The organism is Streptomyces sp. NPDC042100 (genome assembly GCF_055582325.1).
Window position 1 is genome coordinate 171,717 of the sequence record NZ_JBVJDK010000003.1, and the last position, 17,701, is coordinate 189,417.

Genomic DNA, 17,701 nt, shown 5'->3' on the forward strand with positions numbered 1-17,701 from the left:
AGGCGGACCGCCCCTTACCGGACGGCCGTGAACCAAGGAACGAGGAGGCCATGCGAACTCCCCGCAGGACACCGGACACCGCGAGCCCGGACCCGTCCGGCCCGACCGCCACCACGGCCCGCGGGCGGCGCGCGCACGCCGGGCGCCCCGCCGACGAGACGGGGCGTGGTGAGTCCGGACACGATGAGTCCGGACACGGTGAGTCCGGACACGGCGCGACGGGATACGGCGAGCCCGGACACGGCGACGCCGGACGCGGCGGGACGGGACACGACGCGGCCGACGCCCCACGCGCGGACGCCCATGGCCCGGAGACCGGACGCCGGGGCGTCGCGACGACCGGCCGCGGCCCCGCGCGCCGCCTGCGGCCCCGCACCGTCCGCGCGAAGATCGTCTCCCTGCTCATGGTCCCGGTCGTCTCCCTGCTCGCCCTCTGGGGCTTCGCCACGGTCACCACCGCCCAGGACATCGCCCGGCTCCGCCTGGTCCAGTCCGTCGACGACGAGGTCCGCCGGCCCGTCACCGCCGCCGTCACCACCCTCCAGGACGAACGCCGCGCCGCCCTGAGCCAGGCGGCGGCCCCCAGCGGGGGCCGCGCGGCCGAGCTCAAGGACGCGATCGCGCGCACCGACGCCGCCGTCGCCCGGCTCCGCCTCGACCCCCGGCACACCGTCGGCGACACCGGCACCCTCCCCCCGGACGTCTCCGCCCGCGTCGCCGCCTTCGTCACCCGGGCCGAAGGACTCGGGCGCCTCCGCACCGCCGCCGCCGAAGGCCGCGCCGACCGCGACCAGCTCTACACCGTCTACACCTCCGCCATCACCGAGGGCTTCGCCGTCGGCGGCGCCCTCACCGGCATCCAGGACCCCCAGGCGGGCTCCGACGCGCGCGTCCTCCTCGAACTCGCCCGCGCGGGCGAGATGCTGGCCCGCGAAGACGCCCTCCTCGGCCAGGCCCACCTCACCGGACAACTCGACGCGACCCGTCTCCGCGCCTTCGCCGGCGCCGTCGAGGCCCGCCGCACCCTCGTCGAGACCGCCACCGCCGACCTGCCCCCGGTCCAGCGCGCCGCCTGGCACCGGCTCACCGCCCAGCCCGGCTACCGGCAGCTCACCGCCGCCGAGGACCGCGTCCGCGCCGCCGCCCCCGGCCGCCGTGCCGCCCAGGCCGCGCGCTCCGCCGACTGGGACGACGCCCACGCCTTCGTACGCGACGGGATCAGCGGCATCGAGACGGCCGCCCACCGCACCGCGGCCGACCGGGCCGACCCCTTCGGCGGCGGCGCCTTCAGCACCGGCGGCGCCGCCGTCCTCCTCGGCCTCACCGCCGTCGCCGCCTCCCTCGTCATCTCCGTGCGCATCGGCCGAGGCCTCGTCGTCGAACTCGTCAGCCTGCGCAACACCGCTCTGGAGATCGCCCGCCGCAAACTTCCCTCCGCCATGCGCCGGCTGCGCGCCGGAGAGGACATCGACGTCCGGGCCGAGGCGCCGCACGGCCCCGCGCCCCAGGACGAGATCGGCCAGGTCGGCGAGGCGCTCGCCACCGTCCACCGGGCCGCGCTCTCCGCCGCCGTCGAACGCGCGGAGCTCGCCAGCGGGATCTCCGGGGTGTTCGTCAACCTCGCCCGCCGCAGCCAGGTCCTGGTGCACCGTCAGCTCAACCTGCTCGACACCATGGAGCGGCGCGCCGACGACCCCAACGAACTCGGCGACCTCTTCCGGCTCGACCACCTCACGACCCGGATGCGCCGCCACGCCGAAAGCCTCATCATCCTGTCCGGCGCCGCCCCCGGCCGCGCCTGGCGGCTGCCCGTGCCGCTCACCAACGTCGTCCGCGCGGCCGTCTCCGAGATCGAGGACTACGCCCGCGTCGAGGTCACCCGCCTCCCCGAGACCGCCATCACCGGCGGCGCCGTCGCCGACCTCACCCACCTGCTCGCCGAACTCATCGAGAACGCAGCCCAGTTCTCCCCGCCCCACACCAAGGTCCGGATCAGCGGCGAACCCGTCGGCAACGGCTACGCCCTGGAGATCGAGGACCGGGGACTCGGCATGGGCAAGGACAGCCTCGCCGAGGCCAACGCCCGAATCGCCCGCTCCGAGGCCCTCGACCTCTTCGACAGCGACCGGCTCGGCCTCTTCGTCGTCAGCCGCCTCTCCGCGCGGCACGAGATCAGGGTCCACCTGAGGACCTCGCCGTACGGCGGCACCACCGCCGTCGTCCTGCTCCCCACGGACCTCCTCCAGGCCGCCCTCCCGCCGGGCCCGCGCGCCGCCACAGGCCATCCCGACCCGGCCCGGGACCACGAACCCGCCCCCGCGCGGGGCACCGCCTCCGGCCACACCGTCGAGGCACCCGTACGCGGTGAACGCCCCGCACCCGTCTCCGGCACTCCCCGGATCCTGGACGCCGCCGGCCCCGAGGCGCCCCGCGCGCCCCGGCTCCCCGCCCTCCCCGCGCCCCGGCCGCCGTGGGACGGGACGCGGGAGCCGCGTACGGGCGCCGCCGGGGCGGGGCAGGAGCCGCCGCGTACCGGATCCGTCCGATCCGGGCAGGAACCGCAGCGTACGGTTGACGTCCGGGCCGGGGAGGAACCGCCGCGTCGGACGGACGCACCGGCCGGGCACGAGCCGCCGCCCGCCGGAGTGACCGCCATCCGCCCGCGCCCCCGCCCGCTGACCGTCCCGCCCCCGCCGCACGCCGCCACGATCCTGCCGTCGCCCCCGGCACCCGCACCGCCCCCCGTAGCGCCCCACGCCGCCCCACCGTCCGACGTCGACGGGCGACCGCCCAAGGACGGCGGGTGGCCGAACGAGGGTGGTGGGCGGCCCATCGACGGTGACGGCCGACCGGTCGACGGCCACGGGCCCGGTGGCCTCGGCCCGGTCCTCCCCGACCCGGACGTCGAACTGCCCCGGCGGATCCGCCAGGCCAGCCTCGTCCCGCAGTTGCGCGAGACCCCCGCCCCCGCCCCGTACGGGTACTCCGTGACGGACCCCGCGCGGGACCCGGCCGAGCGCACCCCCGAGCAGGTCAGGGACCGGATGGCCGCCTACCGCGACGGCTGGCGGCGCGGCGGCGGCCCCGCCCCGGGCACCCCCGCCCACGGCACCCCGTCCGACAGCAGACGCCCTCCGGGCCCCGGCCGCCACGGCCTGCCCCCCACCAGCGCCCCCGGCAGTGAAGGAGACGACGCATGATCGACCACGGAAGGACGGGCCACCGCCGCTCCGGCGAACTCGACTGGCTCCTCGACGACCTCGTCACCCGCGTCCGGGAGGTACGCCACACCGTCGTGCTCTCCAACGACGGCCTCGCCGTGGGTGCCTCCAGCGGACTCAGCCGTGAGGACGCCGAGCACCTCGCGGCCATCGCCTCCGGCTTCCACAGCCTCGCCAAGGGTGCCGGGCGGCAGTTCCGCACCGGCGGGGTGCGCCAGACCATGGTCGAGATGGACGACGGCTTCCTCTTCGTGGCCGCCGCCGGGGACGGCTCCTGCCTGGCCGTGCTCAGCTCCGTCCACGCCGACATCGGCCTCATCGCGTACGAGATGGCCCGCCTGGTGAAGCGGGTCGGCGAACACCTGCACACCCCGCCGCGGCTCACCACGACCCCGCCGGCCGCCGGCTGACCGGAGATCCCCATGAACGAGGACAGCACCGGACCGCTCTCCGCCGGGCCGGGCAGTCAGTGGTACGACGCGGAGGCCGGACCGATCGTCCGCCCGTACGCCCTGACCGGCGGGCGCACCCGGCCGGGACCGAGCAACGTGCGGTTCGACCTCATCGCGCTCGTCGTCGTCGACGACGCACCGCCGGGTGGGGCCGAGGAGTCCCTGCTCGGCCCCGAACACCGGTCCCTGCTGGCCCTGTGCCGGGCGGAGACCCAGTCGGTCGCCGAACTCGCGGCCGACGCCGACCTCCCCGTCGGCGTCGTGCGGGTGCTCCTCGGCGACCTCCTCGAAGCGGGGTTCGTACGGGTCAGCAGGCCCGTGCCGCCCGCCCAGCTCCCTGATGAACGCATCCTGAGGGAAGTAATCGATGGCCTACGAGCGCTCTGAGAGCACTCCCGAGGGCGGCGTGGACGCCACCGACCTCGCGCTGAAGATCCTGGTCGCCGGAGGGTTCGGCGTCGGGAAGACCACCCTCGTCGGCTCGGTGAGCGAGATCCGGCCGCTGCGGACGGAGGAACTGCTCAGCCGTGCCGGGGAATCGGTGGACGACACCGGGGGCGTCGCCCAGAAGACCACCACGACCGTCGCCATGGACTTCGGCCGCATCACCATCCGCTCCGGGCTCGCCCTGTACCTCTTCGGCACTCCGGGCCAGGACCGCTTCTGGTTCCTGTGGGACGAGCTCTCGCAGGGCGCGCTCGGCGCCGTCGTGATCGCCGACACCCGGCGGCTGGAGGACTGCTTCCCCGCCGTCGACTACTTCGAGCACCGGGGGATCCCCTTCGTCGTCGCCGTCAACTGCTTCGCGGGCGCCCGGACGTACGGCGCGCACGACGTGTCGCGGGCCCTGGACCTCGACCGAGGCACCCCCGTGGTGCTGTGCGACGCCCGCGACCGCGACTCCGGCAAGGAGGTGCTGATCCGCCTCGTCGAGTACGCCGGACGGATGCACACGGCGCGGCTCCTGGACTCGGCGGGCTGAGCGCCGGGGCGCGTTCGGGGGGCGCACGGCGCGCAGGTGACGACGGGTGCTTGCCCTGTCCACGACAGTGCGTAAGGCTGACCGGAGACACGCGTCAACAGGGGGAGGACCGCACGATGGCGTTGGACCGAGGACTCGACTGGCTGCTCGACGACCTGACCGGTCGGGTCGATTCCATACAGCACGCGCTGGTGCTGTCGAACGACGGTCTGGTGACCGGTTCGAGCAGCGGACTGGCCAGGGAGGACGCGGAGCACCTCGCCGCGGTCTCCTCCGGTCTGCACAGCCTCGCCAGGGGTTCCGGGCGGCACTTCAACGCGGGCCGGCCACGGCAGACGATGGTCGAGTTCGACGAGGCGCTGCTGTTCGTGACGGCCGCGGGCGACGGAAGCTGCCTGTGCGTCCTGAGCGCGGCCGAGGCCGATGTCGGCCAGGTCGCCTACGAGATGACGCTCCTGGTCAACCGGGTCGGCGAACACCTGGGCGTGGCGGCGCGGCAGCCCGGCGGCGAGGTTATCCACAGGCCGAGCGGAGGCTAGTCACGAAGGGTTACGGTCATCACCGAGAGTGTTCACGACTCACGGGGGAGGACCGAGCCCATGACCACACGGGGACGCACGACCGGACCGGACCACAGCACGCGTACGGGGGAGGAAGACCCGCCGACGGTGTCGCCGGGACGGGCGGCGGAGGAGCTGGGACTGCGGCGCGACGAGTTCCAGCTAGCCGTCCAGTTGGGCCTCGTCCGGACGGTGCCGCCGTCCGGGGACCGGGGCGGATCCGGCGGCCTGGAGGGCCTGGAGGGGGCGGACGGGCCTGAAGGACCTGAAGGGTTCGAAGGGCCTGTTGGGTCTGATGGGGCTGACGGACCGGACGGACCGGACGGATCTGACGAGCCCGGTGTGCCTGGGGCCGCCGGGACCGGCATCGGGGCTGAGTCCGGGATCCGCGCGGCCGATGACATCACGCCCCGGGGAGGCGTCTCCGGGCGCGGCGAGGTGCCCAGCCGCGTGCGCCGCAGCGAGATCGAGCGTCTGAGAGCGGCACCGGACTTCCCCGAGGGCCTGCGGGAGCGGGTCCGGGCCGTCGGCTCGGCGGAGGGCGCCCGGCTCCTCGGGGTCACCCCGCACCGCTTCGCCCGGCTCGCGCGCACCGGTCACTTCAGCCCGCTGCGCTTCTACGTCAATCGCTACCGGGCCGTCGTCTGGCTCTACCCGGCGGCGGAGCTTCGTGAGTTCGCCCGCATTCACCCGGGCCTGCTGACCGGCCGCCTCCCCGTCGACGTGCGGTCCGAGGCAGACGGCAGCGTGGACTGGCGCCCGCGCAACTGGCGGGCGCGGCGGCTCGGTTCGCTGTTGCGGGCGAGCGGCGATCCCTGGGTGCGCACGGCCGCGATCGCCTCGCTGCTCGATCCGCTCGACCTGGCCGAGGTGGTCGACGATCCGTTCGAGCGCGCCTATCTGGAGCGGCTGCGGCCCGCGCCGCCCGCCTGGCGGCCGGCCGGTCCGACCGCCCGGGAGATCGCCGACCGGTTGATGTTCGCCGACGACCCCGACGAGATCCTCTGGCACCGGATGAGCCTGGCGCTCGCCTTGGACGAGGCCCGCGCCGACCGCCAGGCTCCGGGACCGGACACGCGTGGGGAGCTCGCGAGCGGGGTGCCGCCGTGGCGGAGGACGGTGCCGGTGCCGGTCGGCGCGTCCGGACCGGCCCCGGCGCGCGAGGGGTCCGGCGCGGCCTGGAGGGGCCCGGTCCCGATCGGGCCCGCGCCCGGGAGGGCGGCGGGGAGCGTACGGCCGCCTGGGAGGCGGGTTCGGCGCGGTCTGCTCGACCGGCTGCGGCGGCGGCGCGGGGAGGCGGTGCGCGAGGAGAGCTGATCGAGCCGGGGCGGGGCGGGGTGAGCCGGGGCGGTGCGGCCCGGGGCGAGCCGGACGGGCCGAGCCGGGGCGGGGCCGGGCGGGCCAAGCCGAGCCGAGCCGGGGCAGGGCCGGGCCGAGTCGAGCCGGGTCGGGTCGGGTCGGGGCAGGGTCGGGGCCGGGTGCGGTCCGGGATAGCCGGGGTGCGGTGGGGCGGGGGCGCGGGCAGGATGGGCACATGTTGCTGGCCCGGGTCGCGGAGGTGTCGGGGCAGGTCGCGGCCACGTCGGCGCGCTCGGGGAAGACCGACCTGCTGGCCGGACTGTTCGCGGAGGCGGACCCCGAGGAGAGCCCGCTGGTCATCGCGTACCTGTCCGGACGGCTGCCTCAGGGACGGATCGGCGTGGGCTGGAGCGTGCTCCGCCACTTCGTCCCGCCGGCCGTCGAGCCCGCCGCCCTGCCGACGCTGACCCTCACCGGTACCGACGAGGCCATGACCCGGCTCGCCGCCGTCTCCGGCGCGGGTGCGCGGGCCCGGCGCGAGGGGCTGGTGCGCGGGCTGATGGCCGTGGCGACCCTCCCCGAGCAGGAGTTCCTGCTCCGGCTGCTGTCCGGTGAGGTGCGCCAGGGCGCCCTGGACGCCGTCGCCCTTGAGGGCGTCGCGCGGGCGGCGGAGGTGGCGCCGGAGAAGCTGCGGCGGGCCGTGATGCTGGAGGGCTCGCTGCCGAGGGTCGCGCGGGCGGTGCTCGCCGAAGGGGCCGCGGCGCTGGACGCGTTCGCCCTGCGGGTCGGCAGCCCGGTGCAGCCGATGCTGGCCCACACCGCGGGCGGCGTCGCGGAGGCCGTGGCGGCGCTGGGGCCCTGCGCCGTGGAGGAGAAGCTGGACGGCATCCGGATCCAGGTGCACCGCCTGGGCGACCGGGTCCGGGTGTACACGCGTTCGCTCGACGACATCACCGACCGGCTCCCCGAGGTCGTCGCCGTGGCCCTGGCGGTGCCCGGCGACGGGCTCGTCCTGGACGGCGAGGTCATCGCGGTCGATCCCGGGACGGGGCGGCCGGTGCCGTTCCAGGACATCGCCGCGCGGGTCGGGTCCCGCGTCGACGTGGCGGGCGCGCGGGCCGCGCTGCCGCTGTCGCCGGTGTTCTTCGACGTGCTCGCGGCGGACGGCCAAGTCCTCCTCGACCTGCCGGGGGAGGAGCGCCACGAGGTGCTGGCGCGGCTGCTGCCGGAGGCCGCGCGGGTGCGGCGCAGGGTGGTCGCCGACCCGGCGGAGCCGGGCGCGGCCGAGGCGGCCGAGCGGTTCTTCCGGGAGACGCTCGCGCGGGGCCACGAGGGCGTCCTGGTGAAGGCGCTCGACGCGCCCTACGTGGCCGGGCGGCGCGGGCGGAGCTGGCTGAAGGTGAAGCCGGTGCACACCGTGGACCTGGTGGTGCTGGCCGCCGAGTGGGGGCACGGGCGGCGCACCGGGCTGCTCTCGAACCTGCACCTGGGCGCGCGGGCCGCCGACGGCTCGTTCGTGATGCTCGGCAAGACGTTCAAGGGCCTTACGGACGAGATGCTGCGGCGCCAGACCGAGCGGCTCGGCGAACTGGCCGTGTCGGACGACGGGTTCACGGTGCGGGTGCGGCCCGAGTTCGTCGTCGAGGTCGCCTACGACGGCCTCCAGCGGTCGACCCGCTACCCGGCCGGGGTGACCCTGCGCTTCGCCCGGGTGCTGCGGCACCGCCCGGACAAGAGCGCGGCCGAGGCCGACACGGTCGGGCGGGTGCTCGCCGGGGACTGAGGCGGCTGAGGGTGGCGGTACGCCCGGGGTGCGGGCCCGACCCTGTCGACCCGTCACCCCCCCCGTACGGTCAGCCGCGGTCCGCCGTGTGCCGGCGGCGGACCCAGAGGGGCAGGACGAACCAGCACAGCAGGTACCAGAGGAACAGGACGCCGACCAGCCAGGGCACGTACGCGGCGCGGGTCGCCACCCGCAGGACCAGCAGCAGGGCCGCCGTCAGAGTGGCCAGGAGCAGCAGGAGGCCGATGAGGATCAGCCGGGACGCCCAGGTCACCGCCCGGGGTTTGAGGCGGCGACCGGAGATCATCCGATGGAAGGAGACCGGCCCGATCATCGCCCCGATCGCGGCGGCCGAGAGCGAGACGGTGACGACGTAGATCGTCCGGTCGGTGTCGCCGAGTTCGGTGAAGCGGGGGGTGAAGGCGACGGTGAGGAGGAAGCCGAAGAGGATCTGTACCCCGGTCTGGGCGACCCGGATCTCCTGCATCAGCTCGCCCCAGCGCCGGTCGGCCTGCTCCTCGGGCGTCTCGTGGCGCCCTCGGTTCAGCGGCTCGCCGTCCGGCCGCGCGGGACCCGGCGGTTCCTCCGGTGCTCCGGTCACGTCGTCCTCCCGGTTCGCCCCCCCTCCACGGTGGCACGAACCTCGCGGGACGCCCTGCCGAGGGGCATCCTGGAAGCGGGACAGGAGGAGATGAGCGACGTGTACGACTTGCACATCGACACAGATGTCACCGTGCAGCTGAGCGACTGCTGCCGGGAGGACGCCCAGGCCGTCTTCGAGGTCCTCGACCACACCTACCGCCTGGAGGACACGGGTGCGCCCGGCCCCGCCTCGGCCACCTCGCCCGCCGCCACCGTCTGGACGGCGACCTTCGACACGGCGGGCGGCCGGCACGAGCGGACGCCCCCGACGCGGCTGACCGCGCCGGTCGACGCCACCCTCACCGGCGGGTACCACGCCGTGGACGAGGTCGAGAAGGCGCTCGCGCGCACCTTCGACATCCGGTCGCTGCAGTCCGTCTCGGGCGACCAGGAGACCGAGGCGCGCCTGCTGCTCGCGACCCGCTGAGAGCCAGGGCCCCGACTCCCCGGGCCCGGCCTGAGCCTTGGGCCCCGAGCCCGGCCTGAGCCCCGGGCTCCGAGCCCCGGGCTCCGAGCCCCGGGGCCTGTCCTGGTCCCCGAGCCCCGGTCCCCACGCCCCCGGGCGGAGCGGACGGGCGCCGTTCGGGGGCGTCGGCATGCCCGGAAGAGCCCCGTGACATGGCGGCTATACACAGTGTGTAGAGTTGCGATCGCGCCACGGGGCTCCGCCATGACCAGGGGGAGGCCGGCGCTCGAACCATTCTCGGGGAAAGCGGGTATCTCATGTTCCGAACCACGTCGGGCCGACGCCGGGGGGTCCTCGCCGTGCTCGCGGCGGCGTCGCTGGCCCTCACCGTCTCCGGCTGCGGGGTCGACGCGGTCACTCCGGGTGACGCGCGTGAGAGCGCGTCCTCGGACGGCAAGGGCGCGGCGCGGGCCGCCGGAGTCGACTGCGCCAAGGCCAAGTGCATCGCGCTGACCTTCGACGCCGGACCGGGCAAGGACACGCCCCAGCTCCTCGACACGCTCAAGGCCGAGAAGGTCCCCGCCACCTTCTTCCTCCTCGGCAAGAAGCACGTCGACCGCTACCCCCAGGTCGTCAAGCGGATCTCCGACGAGGGCCACGAGGTCGCCAACCACACCTGGACCCACGAGATCCTCACCGACCTGGAGAAGTCCGAGGTCCGCGAGGAGCTCGCCCGCACCCAGGACGCGATAGCGAAGATCACCGGCACCAAGCCCACCCTGATGCGCCCGCCGCAGGGCCGCACCGACGACACCGTCGCCGAGGTGAGCCGCGAGCTCGGACTCGCCCAGGTCCTGTGGAGCATCACGGCCAAGGACTACTCCACCACCGACACGGCCCTCATCCGCAAGCGCGTCCTCGACCAGGCCCACCGGGACGGGATCATCCTGCTCCACGACATCTACGACGGCACCGTCCCCGCCGTGCCCGGGATCATCGAGGAGCTCAAGCGCCAGGGCTACACCTTCGTGACCGTGCCCCAGCTGCTCGCCCCCGGCAAGGCCGAGCCCGGATCCGTCTACCGCCCCGAGAAGGACTGAGCCGCGTACGGCACACGCGTAGGGCGGCCGTGTACGGCACACGCGTATGGCACACAGTGGAGCGAATCGGGTGAGGTGACTCACACTCGGCACAGGGGACACCCCGGAACACCGGACGACGGTTGACCGTTCATCTGTATGTGACGGTGAAGGGGCCCGGTGCCCAAGGTCCCCCCCATTGAGGCGACCGCCCTTCAGGCCCGTCACGGCACACGGCCCCGGTTGGAATCCCCCGTCCAACCGGGGCTCTGTCGTTCCCGGGTGCCCGCCGCGCGCCCTCTTGGCGGCGCGCGCTCCGGCGTGTCCGCCCCCTTCGAGTGAGTCGCGCGGAGCCCTCGCATGGCCCGTACGGCACCGGGCATTGATCGCGGTGAACGGCGCCGACCGCGCCGCCCGACCTCGCCGATCAGGCCCGCCACCAGGGGGAACCCCGTGCGTCACGCAAGCCGCCGCGCACTCGTCACCGCCGCCGCCGCGCTCGTCCTGGCCGCCTGCACCACCGTCCGGCCCGGCCCCGCCGGAGCGCCCGGCGGCACCACCCGGCAGGAGCAGGACCGGCTCCTGAAGACCGCCGAACAGCGACTCGTCACCGACTGCCTCGGCGCCCGGGGCCTCAGGCTCTCCGGCCGCGCCCGCGCCCCCGCCGAGGACCGCAGGCTCCAGACCGCGCTCTTCGGCAGCGAGCCCCGCGAACTGTCCCTGACCCTGGCCGGCGGGCTCACCGTCACCGCCAACAGCGACGGCTGTGTGGCCACCGCCCGCGCCGGGCTCTACGGCGACCAGAACCGCTGGTTCCGCGCCCAGGTCACCGTCGACAACCTCCGAGCCGAGGCCCAGGCGCGGATGAAGGACGACCCCGCCCACCGGGCCGCCCTCGACCGCTGGACCCGCTGCGCCGCCCCCGAGGGCGGACCCCGCCGGGGCCGCCCCGACCCGCTCCTCGCCGAGCGCTGCGCCCGCGAGAGCGGCCTCGACGACGTAAGGGCCCGGCTGGAGCCCGCCGAACTGGCCGCGGTGCGCGCCCTCCATCGCGACCAGGTCGCCGCCTACGAGCAGCTGCGCGCGGGCGCGCTCCGGCGCGCGGCCGAGCTGTCCGCGCCCGCCACCCCGGCGGCGCGCCCGACTCCCACGACGATTCCCGCCCCGTGACGCGGCCCACTCCCGCGACGCGCCCCATTCCCACGACGAAAGGCGTCGACGTCCCATGAAGCGCTTCCTCGGTTCCACCGCCGCGGCCCTGCTGGCCCTCGCCGGCGGGCTCGCCCTGGCCGCCCCGGCCGCCGCCGCGGAGTGCCCCTCCGGGGAGTTCTGCGTCTGGCAGGACGCTGACTTCGGCGGCCAGCGGGCCAACTGGAGCGGCGACGACGGCTGGTGGGAGAGCTGGATCGCCGACACCGACTCCTCCTGGGCCAACCACGGCATCTCGGGCCCCGGTATCAAGGATCACGTCCAGGTCTACGAGAGCGCCTGGCAGGGCGGTGCGATGACCGTCTGTCTGGCCCCCGGCCAGGAGGTCGGGTACAACGGCGCGGCCAACGACCGGGGCGACTCCCACATCTGGGCCACCGGCTGCTGAGCCCCCGCCGGTCGCGTCACGGGCGGCGCGGTCCGCCGCCCGGGTGCCGCAGGGCCGAGGAGAGCAGCAGCCCGGCGCCCCGCACGGTGCTGGTCGCCGGGTCGTTGGCGAGCCGCAGCCGCGCCCCGAGGCGGAGCGCGAGACGCCCGGTGAGGTCGAGCCGCAGCGCGCCGCCGCCGGTGACGAGCACCCCGCGGCCCAGCGCACCGCGCACCGCGCCCGTGGAGTCCTCCCGCCACAGTTCGCGTACCAGCTCCGCGGCCGTGTGCACGACCACGACAGGCGAGACCCCGGGCTCCGCGAGGTCGTCCAGACCGATCTCGGCCAGCCGCGCGTCCTGGACCACGCCGTCGACGAGCAGGGTCACCTCGGTGAGCTCCGCCCCCAGGTCGACCACGAGCAGCGGACCGCCGCCCGAGGGCCCCGCGTACGCGGCGGCGGCACGGGCGCTGTTCACCGACACCACCCGCGCGGCGCCGAGCCCGGTCACCATCCGGCGGGCCTCCTCGCGCTCCGCGGGACCGGCCAGCACCGGATGGCAGAGCATCACCACCGTGTCGTCCATCGTCCCGCCGAACGCCGTGTCCGCGACCCGCCGCAGCAGCCGCTGGTGCGGCGTCGCGTCGGTGACCCGCCCGCGCCGCACCGGCCCGCTCGGCACGTCCGCCAGGACGCCCGCACCGGGCGCCCAGACCCGGGTGCGAGAGCTGCCGATGTCCAGGGCGAACCCGCGAACCGCCCTCTGCGCCGTACCCATTCGCCCGCTCCTGCCACTGATCATGAGGTGATTTAGCGGCATCACTATGCAATATCTCGGGCGATAACGCTATGGGGCGCTGGATCGCAGGCGCTCCGGGGTGTTCACGCCTCGCTGCCCAGCCACAGGTCGGGGCCGAAGACCTCGTAGTGCACGGCCGCCGGGGCGACGCCGAGGGTGAGCAGGTCGCCGCGGACCGCGCGCATGAAGGGCAGCGGACCGCAGAGGTACGCGGTGAGGTCTCCGGGCAGGCCGAGCTCGGCGACCCGGGCCCGGCCGCGCCCGGCGTCGGCGGTGCCGGGCTCCTCGTACCAGAGGTGCAGCGAGCCCTGCGGCAGCGCCTCGACCAGGCGGCGCAGCTCCTCGCGGTGCGCGTGGCCCTCGGGGGAGCGGTCGGCGTGGACGACGGTCACCGGGCGGGCGGAGCCGGTGGCGGCGAGGTGCCCAAGCATCGACAGCATCGGGGTCGAGCCGATGCCGGCGGAGGCGAGCAGCAGCGGTCCGTCGCCCTCGGGCAGGACCAGGTCGCCGAACGGGGCCGACACGTTCACCGTGTCGCCGACGGCGGCGTGCGCGTGCAGCCAGGAGGAGACCTCGCCGGCGGGGTCGCCGTCGACGCGCTTCACGGTGATCCGCCAGTCCGGGGCGCCGGGCGCGGCGGAGAGGCTGTACTGGCGGATCTGGCGGGCGCCGTCGGGGAGCGCCACCTGGACGCTGACGTACTGGCCGGGCCGGAAGGACCCGGCCGGGCGGCCGTCGGTGTGGCGCAGCGTGAAGGAGGCGGTGTCGGGGGTCTCGGCCGCCCGCCCGGCGATCTCCATCGGCTGCCAGACCTGGCCCTCGGCGACGCCCCGCTCCTGGTAGAGGCGGGCCTCCAGGGCGATCAGGGCGTTCGCCATCAGCCAGTACACCTCGTCCCAGGCGCGGGCGACCTCGGGCGTGACGGCCTCGCCGAGGACGGCGACGATCGCGGCGAAGAGGTGCTCGTGGACCACCTTGTACTGCGCGGAGGTGACACCGAGCGAGGCGTGCTTGTGGGCGATCCGGGAGAGCATCACGTCCGGGCGGGCCCCGGGGTGTTCGAGCAGTGCCCCGGCGAAGGCGGCGATCGAGCCGGCCAGGGCCTTGCGCTGGTCGCCGGTGGCCTGGTTGCCGCGGTTGAAGAGGTCCCGCAGCAGTTCGGGGTGGGCGGCGAACAGTCCCGCGTAGAAGCGCTCGGTGATCTCGTCGAGCGCCCCGCCGATGGCGGGAAGGGTGGCGCGGACGACCGGGGTGGCCTGCTCGGACAGCATGACGGCTCCATCAGCTAGATAAGTGGTAGATGATCTACGTGTTTAAAAGGGTGGGAAGGTCCCTCGGGGCGCGCGGGGGAGCGGGGGTGATGCGATGCGGCGCGGTGTGCCGCGGGGCGGTCAGTCGGCGGGGCGGCCCGCCGACAGGGCGACGAGCACCGGGCCGGTGGGGGACTCGACCAGGTCCGCCACGGTCAGCGGATCCAGCGTGCGGTAGAACGCCTCCTGGGCCTCGCGGAGCGCGCCGCGCAGCCGGCAGGCGGTCCGCAGCGGGCACGGCGGATCGCCCTCGCAGGCGACGACTTCCTCCTCGCCCTCCAGCGTCCGGGCCAGCCAGCCCACCGAGGAGCGCCGGCCGAGCTCGGTCAGCGTCAGCCCGCCGCCCCTGCCGCGCCGGGCCTCGACGACGCCGAGGTGCTGGAGGCGGGTGACCACCTTCGCCATGTGGGCGTGGGGGACGGCCATGGACTCCGCCACCTCGCGCGTGGTGGGGGAGTCGTCCTGCCCGGAGACCGCCAGGCGCATCACGGCACGCAGCGCCAGGTCGGTGAATTTCGTCAGCCGCACAGAACGACCGTACCAAAGGCGTATCTGGCATTCGTATTAAGGGGTGGGATCTCGGGGCTTCCGTCGAGGGGTGGTGGGATCTTCGTCGGCCTCGGGGCCGGAACCGCGCCGCCGTGTGAAGTGCCGCCACACCCACCAGCCGCCGACCGCCATCGACGCCGTGAACAGCGTGATGCCGAGCACCGGCCAGCGCCGGTCGGCGATCCGGGCGTCCGTGAGCGCGACCACCGCCAGCGCCAGCAGGGGGACGAGGAGCGACGCCACCGCGCGCAGCGCCGCGAAGACCATGGCCGGATCCAGCCGCCCTGGCCGCCGGGGCAGCCGGGCGCCCGAGTAGAACAGCGTCGCCCGGTCCGCGACCCGGGCCGTCGAGCGGTGGTACGAGTCGGCCATGTACGGCAGCCAGACCAGCGGCGCGACCAGTCCCACCAGGAACACCACGGCCACCAGCAGCCACCGGCCGAGCCGCACCAGCAGCCTGGCCGGGCCCTCGGCGGGGGTGGCGAGTCCCAGCAGCCGCGCCATCCGCAGGGTCAGCTCCCACAGCGCGGCGACGCGCCCCGGGCGGCGCGCGGGCGGGGCGTGCGGGGCGGCCAGCCCGGCCCGGGCCGCGTCCGTGTCCTCGTACACCCCCTGGAGGACGAGGAGTTCGGCGGTCCGTTCGGGGTCGGACGGATCGCGGCCCTCCAGGGCCGCCAGCTCCAGCATCATGCGCGCCTGCGAGAGCAGCGCGGCGCAGAACGCGACCGGGATGAAGACCAGGAACGGGCCGCCCACGAAGGAGCCCTCGGACGTCGCCGCCCGGCTGCCGCGTGCCACGATCCTGGCGCGCAGCCGCTCGGGCGGCTCCCCGGGGTGCTCGGCGCGCAGCCGCGCCACCGTCCGGCCGGCCCCGTGGCCCAGCCGGCGGGTGGCGAAGTCGGCGAGGAGCTCCGGCAGCCGGCCCGGCTCCCGGCTCGCGGCGCGCAGCAGGGAGCGCGGGAGTTCGGCCGACGTCCCGGGCGTACCGGGCATCCCTTCGGTCCCGGGAGTCCTGTTGGCCCCGGGCATCCCGTCGATCCCGGGAGTCCCGTCGGTCCCCGGAGTCCCGTCGGTCCCCGGAGTCCTGTCGGTCCCGGTGGCCCGGGGGTCCTCCTCGTCCCGTCGTCCGGTCAGGACAGGACCTTGGCCTTCGCCTTCTCGAACTCCTCGTCCGTGATGGCTCCCTTGTCCTTGAGCTCGGCGAGCCGCGCGAGTTCGTCCGCGCTCCCGCCGCCTCCGCCCGGCGCGGTGCCGGCGGTCTTGCGGATGTAGTCCTGGAACGCCGCCTCGCTCGCCTGGGCCTGCTTGACGTCGCGCTGCCCCATTCCCTTGCCGCGGGCGATGACGTAGATCAGCACGCCCAGATAGGGCAGCAGGATGCACAGGATCAGCCAGCCCGCCTTGCCCCAGCCATGGAGCTCGTGGTCCCGGAAGATGTCCGTGATCACCTTGAAGAGCAGGAACAGCCACATGATCCAGAGGAAGAACCAGAGCATGGTCCAGAAGAGGTTGAGCAGCGGATAGTCGTCCATGCCTGCACTCCTTTTCCCGCCGGCCGTGAACAGCCTGGCGTGAAAGTGATCCTCGCCGACCCCGCCGGGTCCCGCATGTCGTGACCGGCCCGGGGTGCGGGCCCGCCGGGGGCGTGATCGGATGAACGGGCGCACGCGTACGGCACTCGCACACAAGGAGTCACATGGGGCCGGTGGAATGTCTGGTGCTCGCCTTTCCCGGGGAGCGGCTCGCGGTCGCGGCGGTCACGGCCATCGCCGACCTCCGCAAGGAGGGGCAGGTGCGGCTCATCGACTCGCTGGTCGTCACCAAGTCGGCCGCCGGTGAGGTGTCCAGCTCCGAACTGGTCGAGTACGAGGAGTACGAGGAGGCCGCCGCCGAGATCGGGCCCGAGGCCAACCTGCTCGGCCCCGAGGACGCCGCCGAGGTGGGCGAGACCCTCGAACCCGGCTCCTGCGCCCTGATGCTGCTCGTCGAGCACGTCTGGGCGGCCCGCGCCGCGGCGGCGGTCCGCGAGGCCGACGGGTACGTGGCCGGGCGGGTGCCCGTCCCGCACGCCTTCGTCGAGCAGGCGCGCGCCGCCTACCAGGAGGCCGTCACGGCGGCCGAGAACACGACCGCAAGGAGCTGACCGGGATGTTCATGCGCCGCCGCCCCCTCGTCCGCCCGGTCGTCCGGCCCGCCGGAGCCCCGCTGCTGCGTGGTGCGCTCGTCGGCGGCGCCGCCTACGCGGCGGGCCGCAGCGCCGCGCGCGGCGCCCGCCGGGAGCAGGACCAGGAACAGGCGATCGCGGACCTCCAGGCGCAACAGGCGCAACAGGCCCAGGAGGCGCAGGCCGCCCAGTCAGCCCAGCAGGCTCAGGCGGCCCAGCAAGCTCAGCAGGCCCAGGCGGTCGCGCCGCCGGTGCCCCCGCCCGGGCAGCCCGCCGCCGCGCCCTCGGTCATCGACCAGCTGACCCGGCTCGGGGAGCTGGCCCAGCAAGGGCTGCTGACCCCGGAGGAGTTCGCGGCGGCCAAGGCCAGGCTGCTCGGGATCTGAGCCGGGGACTCAGCGCCCGCGCGTCCGCAGCACAGCGAGCGCCCGGTCCGCGTGGGCGCTCATCCGCAGCTCGCTGCGGACGACCTCCAGCACCCGGTGGTCCTCGTCGATCACGAAGGTGACCCGCTTCGTCGGCGCCAGCGAGAAGCCCCGCTTCACCCCGAATCTGTCCCGCACCATGCCCTTCGGGTCGGAGAGCAGCGGATAGCCGAGGGCGTGCCGGTCGGCGAACTCCCGCTGCCGCGCCACCTCGTCCGTGCTGATGCCGACGGGGTGCGCGCCGACCGCGCGGAACTCGCCCGCCAGGTCCCGGAAGTGGCAGGCCTCGGCCGTGCAGCCGGGGGTGAGGGCCGCGGGGTAGAAGAAGAGGACGACCGGCCCGTCGGCCAGCAGACCGGAGAGGGAGCGGGGCGTCCCCGATTCATCCGGAAGAGTGAAGTCCTCGACGATGTCACCGACGTTCATGCCCCCGGACGCTACCGCACGGTAGCCG

The 17,701-nt window shown here is 75.0% G+C and carries 20 protein-coding genes and 1 pseudogene; 14 read left to right on the forward strand and 7 right to left on the reverse strand.

What is annotated here, in order from left to right:
- Window positions 1-50: 50 nt before the first annotated feature.
- The 8 genes and pseudogenes from ACZ6J5_RS08140 (at window position 51) to ACZ6J5_RS08175 (ending at window position 8,297) form a co-directional block, all read left to right on the forward strand.
- Window positions 51-3,200, forward strand: a complete 3,150-nt coding sequence (locus ACZ6J5_RS08140; protein WP_469388931.1) for a sensor histidine kinase — start codon at window positions 51-53, stop codon at window positions 3,198-3,200.
- On the forward strand, window positions 3,197-3,631 hold the full coding sequence (locus ACZ6J5_RS08145) for a roadblock/LC7 domain-containing protein (protein WP_469388933.1): 435 nt from the start codon (window positions 3,197-3,199) through the stop codon (window positions 3,629-3,631). Before ACZ6J5_RS08140 ends, ACZ6J5_RS08145 begins: the two co-directional genes overlap by 4 nt.
- Before the next feature lie 12 nt (window positions 3,632-3,643).
- On the forward strand, window positions 3,644-4,060 hold the full coding sequence (locus ACZ6J5_RS08150) for a DUF742 domain-containing protein (RefSeq protein ID WP_469388935.1): 417 nt from the start codon (window positions 3,644-3,646) through the stop codon (window positions 4,058-4,060).
- On the forward strand, window positions 4,041-4,655 hold the full coding sequence (locus ACZ6J5_RS08155; protein ID WP_469388938.1) for a GTP-binding protein: 615 nt from the start codon (window positions 4,041-4,043) through the stop codon (window positions 4,653-4,655). Before ACZ6J5_RS08150 ends, ACZ6J5_RS08155 begins: the two co-directional genes overlap by 20 nt.
- Before the next feature lie 116 nt (window positions 4,656-4,771).
- Window positions 4,772-5,194, forward strand: coding sequence for a roadblock/LC7 domain-containing protein (locus ACZ6J5_RS08160; RefSeq protein ID WP_469388940.1), 423 nt, complete (start codon window positions 4,772-4,774; stop codon window positions 5,192-5,194).
- A 60-nt stretch (window positions 5,195-5,254) separates the two neighbouring features.
- Window positions 5,255-5,410: pseudogene (locus ACZ6J5_RS08165) on the forward strand (DUF6397 family protein); the annotation flags it as partial.
- A gap of 255 nt (window positions 5,411-5,665) precedes the next feature.
- Window positions 5,666-6,532: a DUF6397 family protein gene (locus ACZ6J5_RS08170; protein ID WP_469389621.1), complete on the forward strand. Its 867-nt coding sequence runs from the start codon at window positions 5,666-5,668 to the stop codon at window positions 6,530-6,532.
- Window positions 6,533-6,749: 217 nt separating this feature from the next.
- Window positions 6,750-8,297, forward strand: coding sequence for an ATP-dependent DNA ligase (locus tag ACZ6J5_RS08175; RefSeq protein ID WP_469388942.1), 1,548 nt, complete (start codon window positions 6,750-6,752; stop codon window positions 8,295-8,297).
- A gap of 70 nt (window positions 8,298-8,367) precedes the next feature.
- On the opposite strand, the gene ACZ6J5_RS08180 is transcribed toward ACZ6J5_RS08175, so the two are convergent.
- A complete protein-coding gene (locus tag ACZ6J5_RS08180; RefSeq protein ID WP_469388944.1) occupies window positions 8,368-8,898 on the reverse strand; it encodes a DUF6328 family protein in 531 nt (176 codons plus the stop codon).
- A 90-nt stretch (window positions 8,899-8,988) separates the two neighbouring features.
- On the opposite strand from ACZ6J5_RS08180, the gene ACZ6J5_RS08185 reads away from it, so the two are divergent.
- From ACZ6J5_RS08185 to ACZ6J5_RS08200, 4 genes are all read left to right on the forward strand, one after another.
- The gene (locus ACZ6J5_RS08185; RefSeq protein ID WP_469389623.1) at window positions 8,989-9,366 is read left to right on the forward strand and encodes a hypothetical protein; all 378 of its coding nucleotides are present in this window, start codon (window positions 8,989-8,991) and stop codon (window positions 9,364-9,366) included.
- A gap of 296 nt (window positions 9,367-9,662) precedes the next feature.
- A complete protein-coding gene (locus tag ACZ6J5_RS08190; protein WP_469388946.1) occupies window positions 9,663-10,445 on the forward strand; it encodes a polysaccharide deacetylase family protein in 783 nt (260 codons plus the stop codon).
- A gap of 432 nt (window positions 10,446-10,877) precedes the next feature.
- Window positions 10,878-11,594, forward strand: coding sequence for a hypothetical protein (locus tag ACZ6J5_RS08195; protein ID WP_469388948.1), 717 nt, complete (start codon window positions 10,878-10,880; stop codon window positions 11,592-11,594).
- Window positions 11,595-11,649: 55 nt separating this feature from the next.
- Complete coding sequence (locus tag ACZ6J5_RS08200; RefSeq protein WP_469388950.1) at window positions 11,650-12,021, forward strand: peptidase inhibitor family I36 protein; 372 nt, start codon at window positions 11,650-11,652, stop codon at window positions 12,019-12,021.
- A 16-nt stretch (window positions 12,022-12,037) separates the two neighbouring features.
- Here the strand turns inward: ACZ6J5_RS08200 and ACZ6J5_RS08205 are convergent, their stop codons facing one another.
- The 5 genes from ACZ6J5_RS08205 to ACZ6J5_RS08225 form a co-directional block, all read right to left on the reverse strand.
- The gene (locus ACZ6J5_RS08205) at window positions 12,038-12,778 is read right to left on the reverse strand and encodes a rod shape-determining protein (protein ID WP_469388952.1); all 741 of its coding nucleotides are present in this window, start codon (window positions 12,776-12,778) and stop codon (window positions 12,038-12,040) included.
- Window positions 12,779-12,882: 104 nt separating this feature from the next.
- The gene (locus tag ACZ6J5_RS08210; RefSeq protein ID WP_469388954.1) at window positions 12,883-14,070 is read right to left on the reverse strand and encodes a globin domain-containing protein; all 1,188 of its coding nucleotides are present in this window, start codon (window positions 14,068-14,070) and stop codon (window positions 12,883-12,885) included.
- A gap of 120 nt (window positions 14,071-14,190) precedes the next feature.
- Window positions 14,191-14,637: an RrF2 family transcriptional regulator gene (locus ACZ6J5_RS08215; protein WP_469388956.1), complete on the reverse strand. Its 447-nt coding sequence runs from the start codon at window positions 14,635-14,637 to the stop codon at window positions 14,191-14,193.
- A gap of 36 nt (window positions 14,638-14,673) precedes the next feature.
- Complete coding sequence (locus tag ACZ6J5_RS08220; protein ID WP_469388958.1) at window positions 14,674-15,651, reverse strand: hypothetical protein; 978 nt, start codon at window positions 15,649-15,651, stop codon at window positions 14,674-14,676.
- Window positions 15,652-15,788: 137 nt separating this feature from the next.
- Window positions 15,789-16,190: an SHOCT domain-containing protein gene (locus ACZ6J5_RS08225; protein WP_469388960.1), complete on the reverse strand. Its 402-nt coding sequence runs from the start codon at window positions 16,188-16,190 to the stop codon at window positions 15,789-15,791.
- A gap of 164 nt (window positions 16,191-16,354) precedes the next feature.
- Between ACZ6J5_RS08225 and ACZ6J5_RS08230 the strand changes: the two genes are divergently transcribed.
- Window positions 16,355-16,801, forward strand: a complete 447-nt coding sequence (locus ACZ6J5_RS08230; protein ID WP_469388962.1) for a DUF6325 family protein — start codon at window positions 16,355-16,357, stop codon at window positions 16,799-16,801.
- Window positions 16,802-16,806: 5 nt separating this feature from the next.
- Window positions 16,807-17,208, forward strand: coding sequence for an SHOCT domain-containing protein (locus ACZ6J5_RS08235; RefSeq protein WP_469388964.1), 402 nt, complete (start codon window positions 16,807-16,809; stop codon window positions 17,206-17,208).
- A 9-nt stretch (window positions 17,209-17,217) separates the two neighbouring features.
- On the opposite strand, the gene ACZ6J5_RS08240 is transcribed toward ACZ6J5_RS08235, so the two are convergent.
- Complete coding sequence (locus ACZ6J5_RS08240) at window positions 17,218-17,673, reverse strand: peroxiredoxin (protein WP_469388965.1); 456 nt, start codon at window positions 17,671-17,673, stop codon at window positions 17,218-17,220.
- Window positions 17,674-17,701 lie beyond the last annotated feature (28 nt).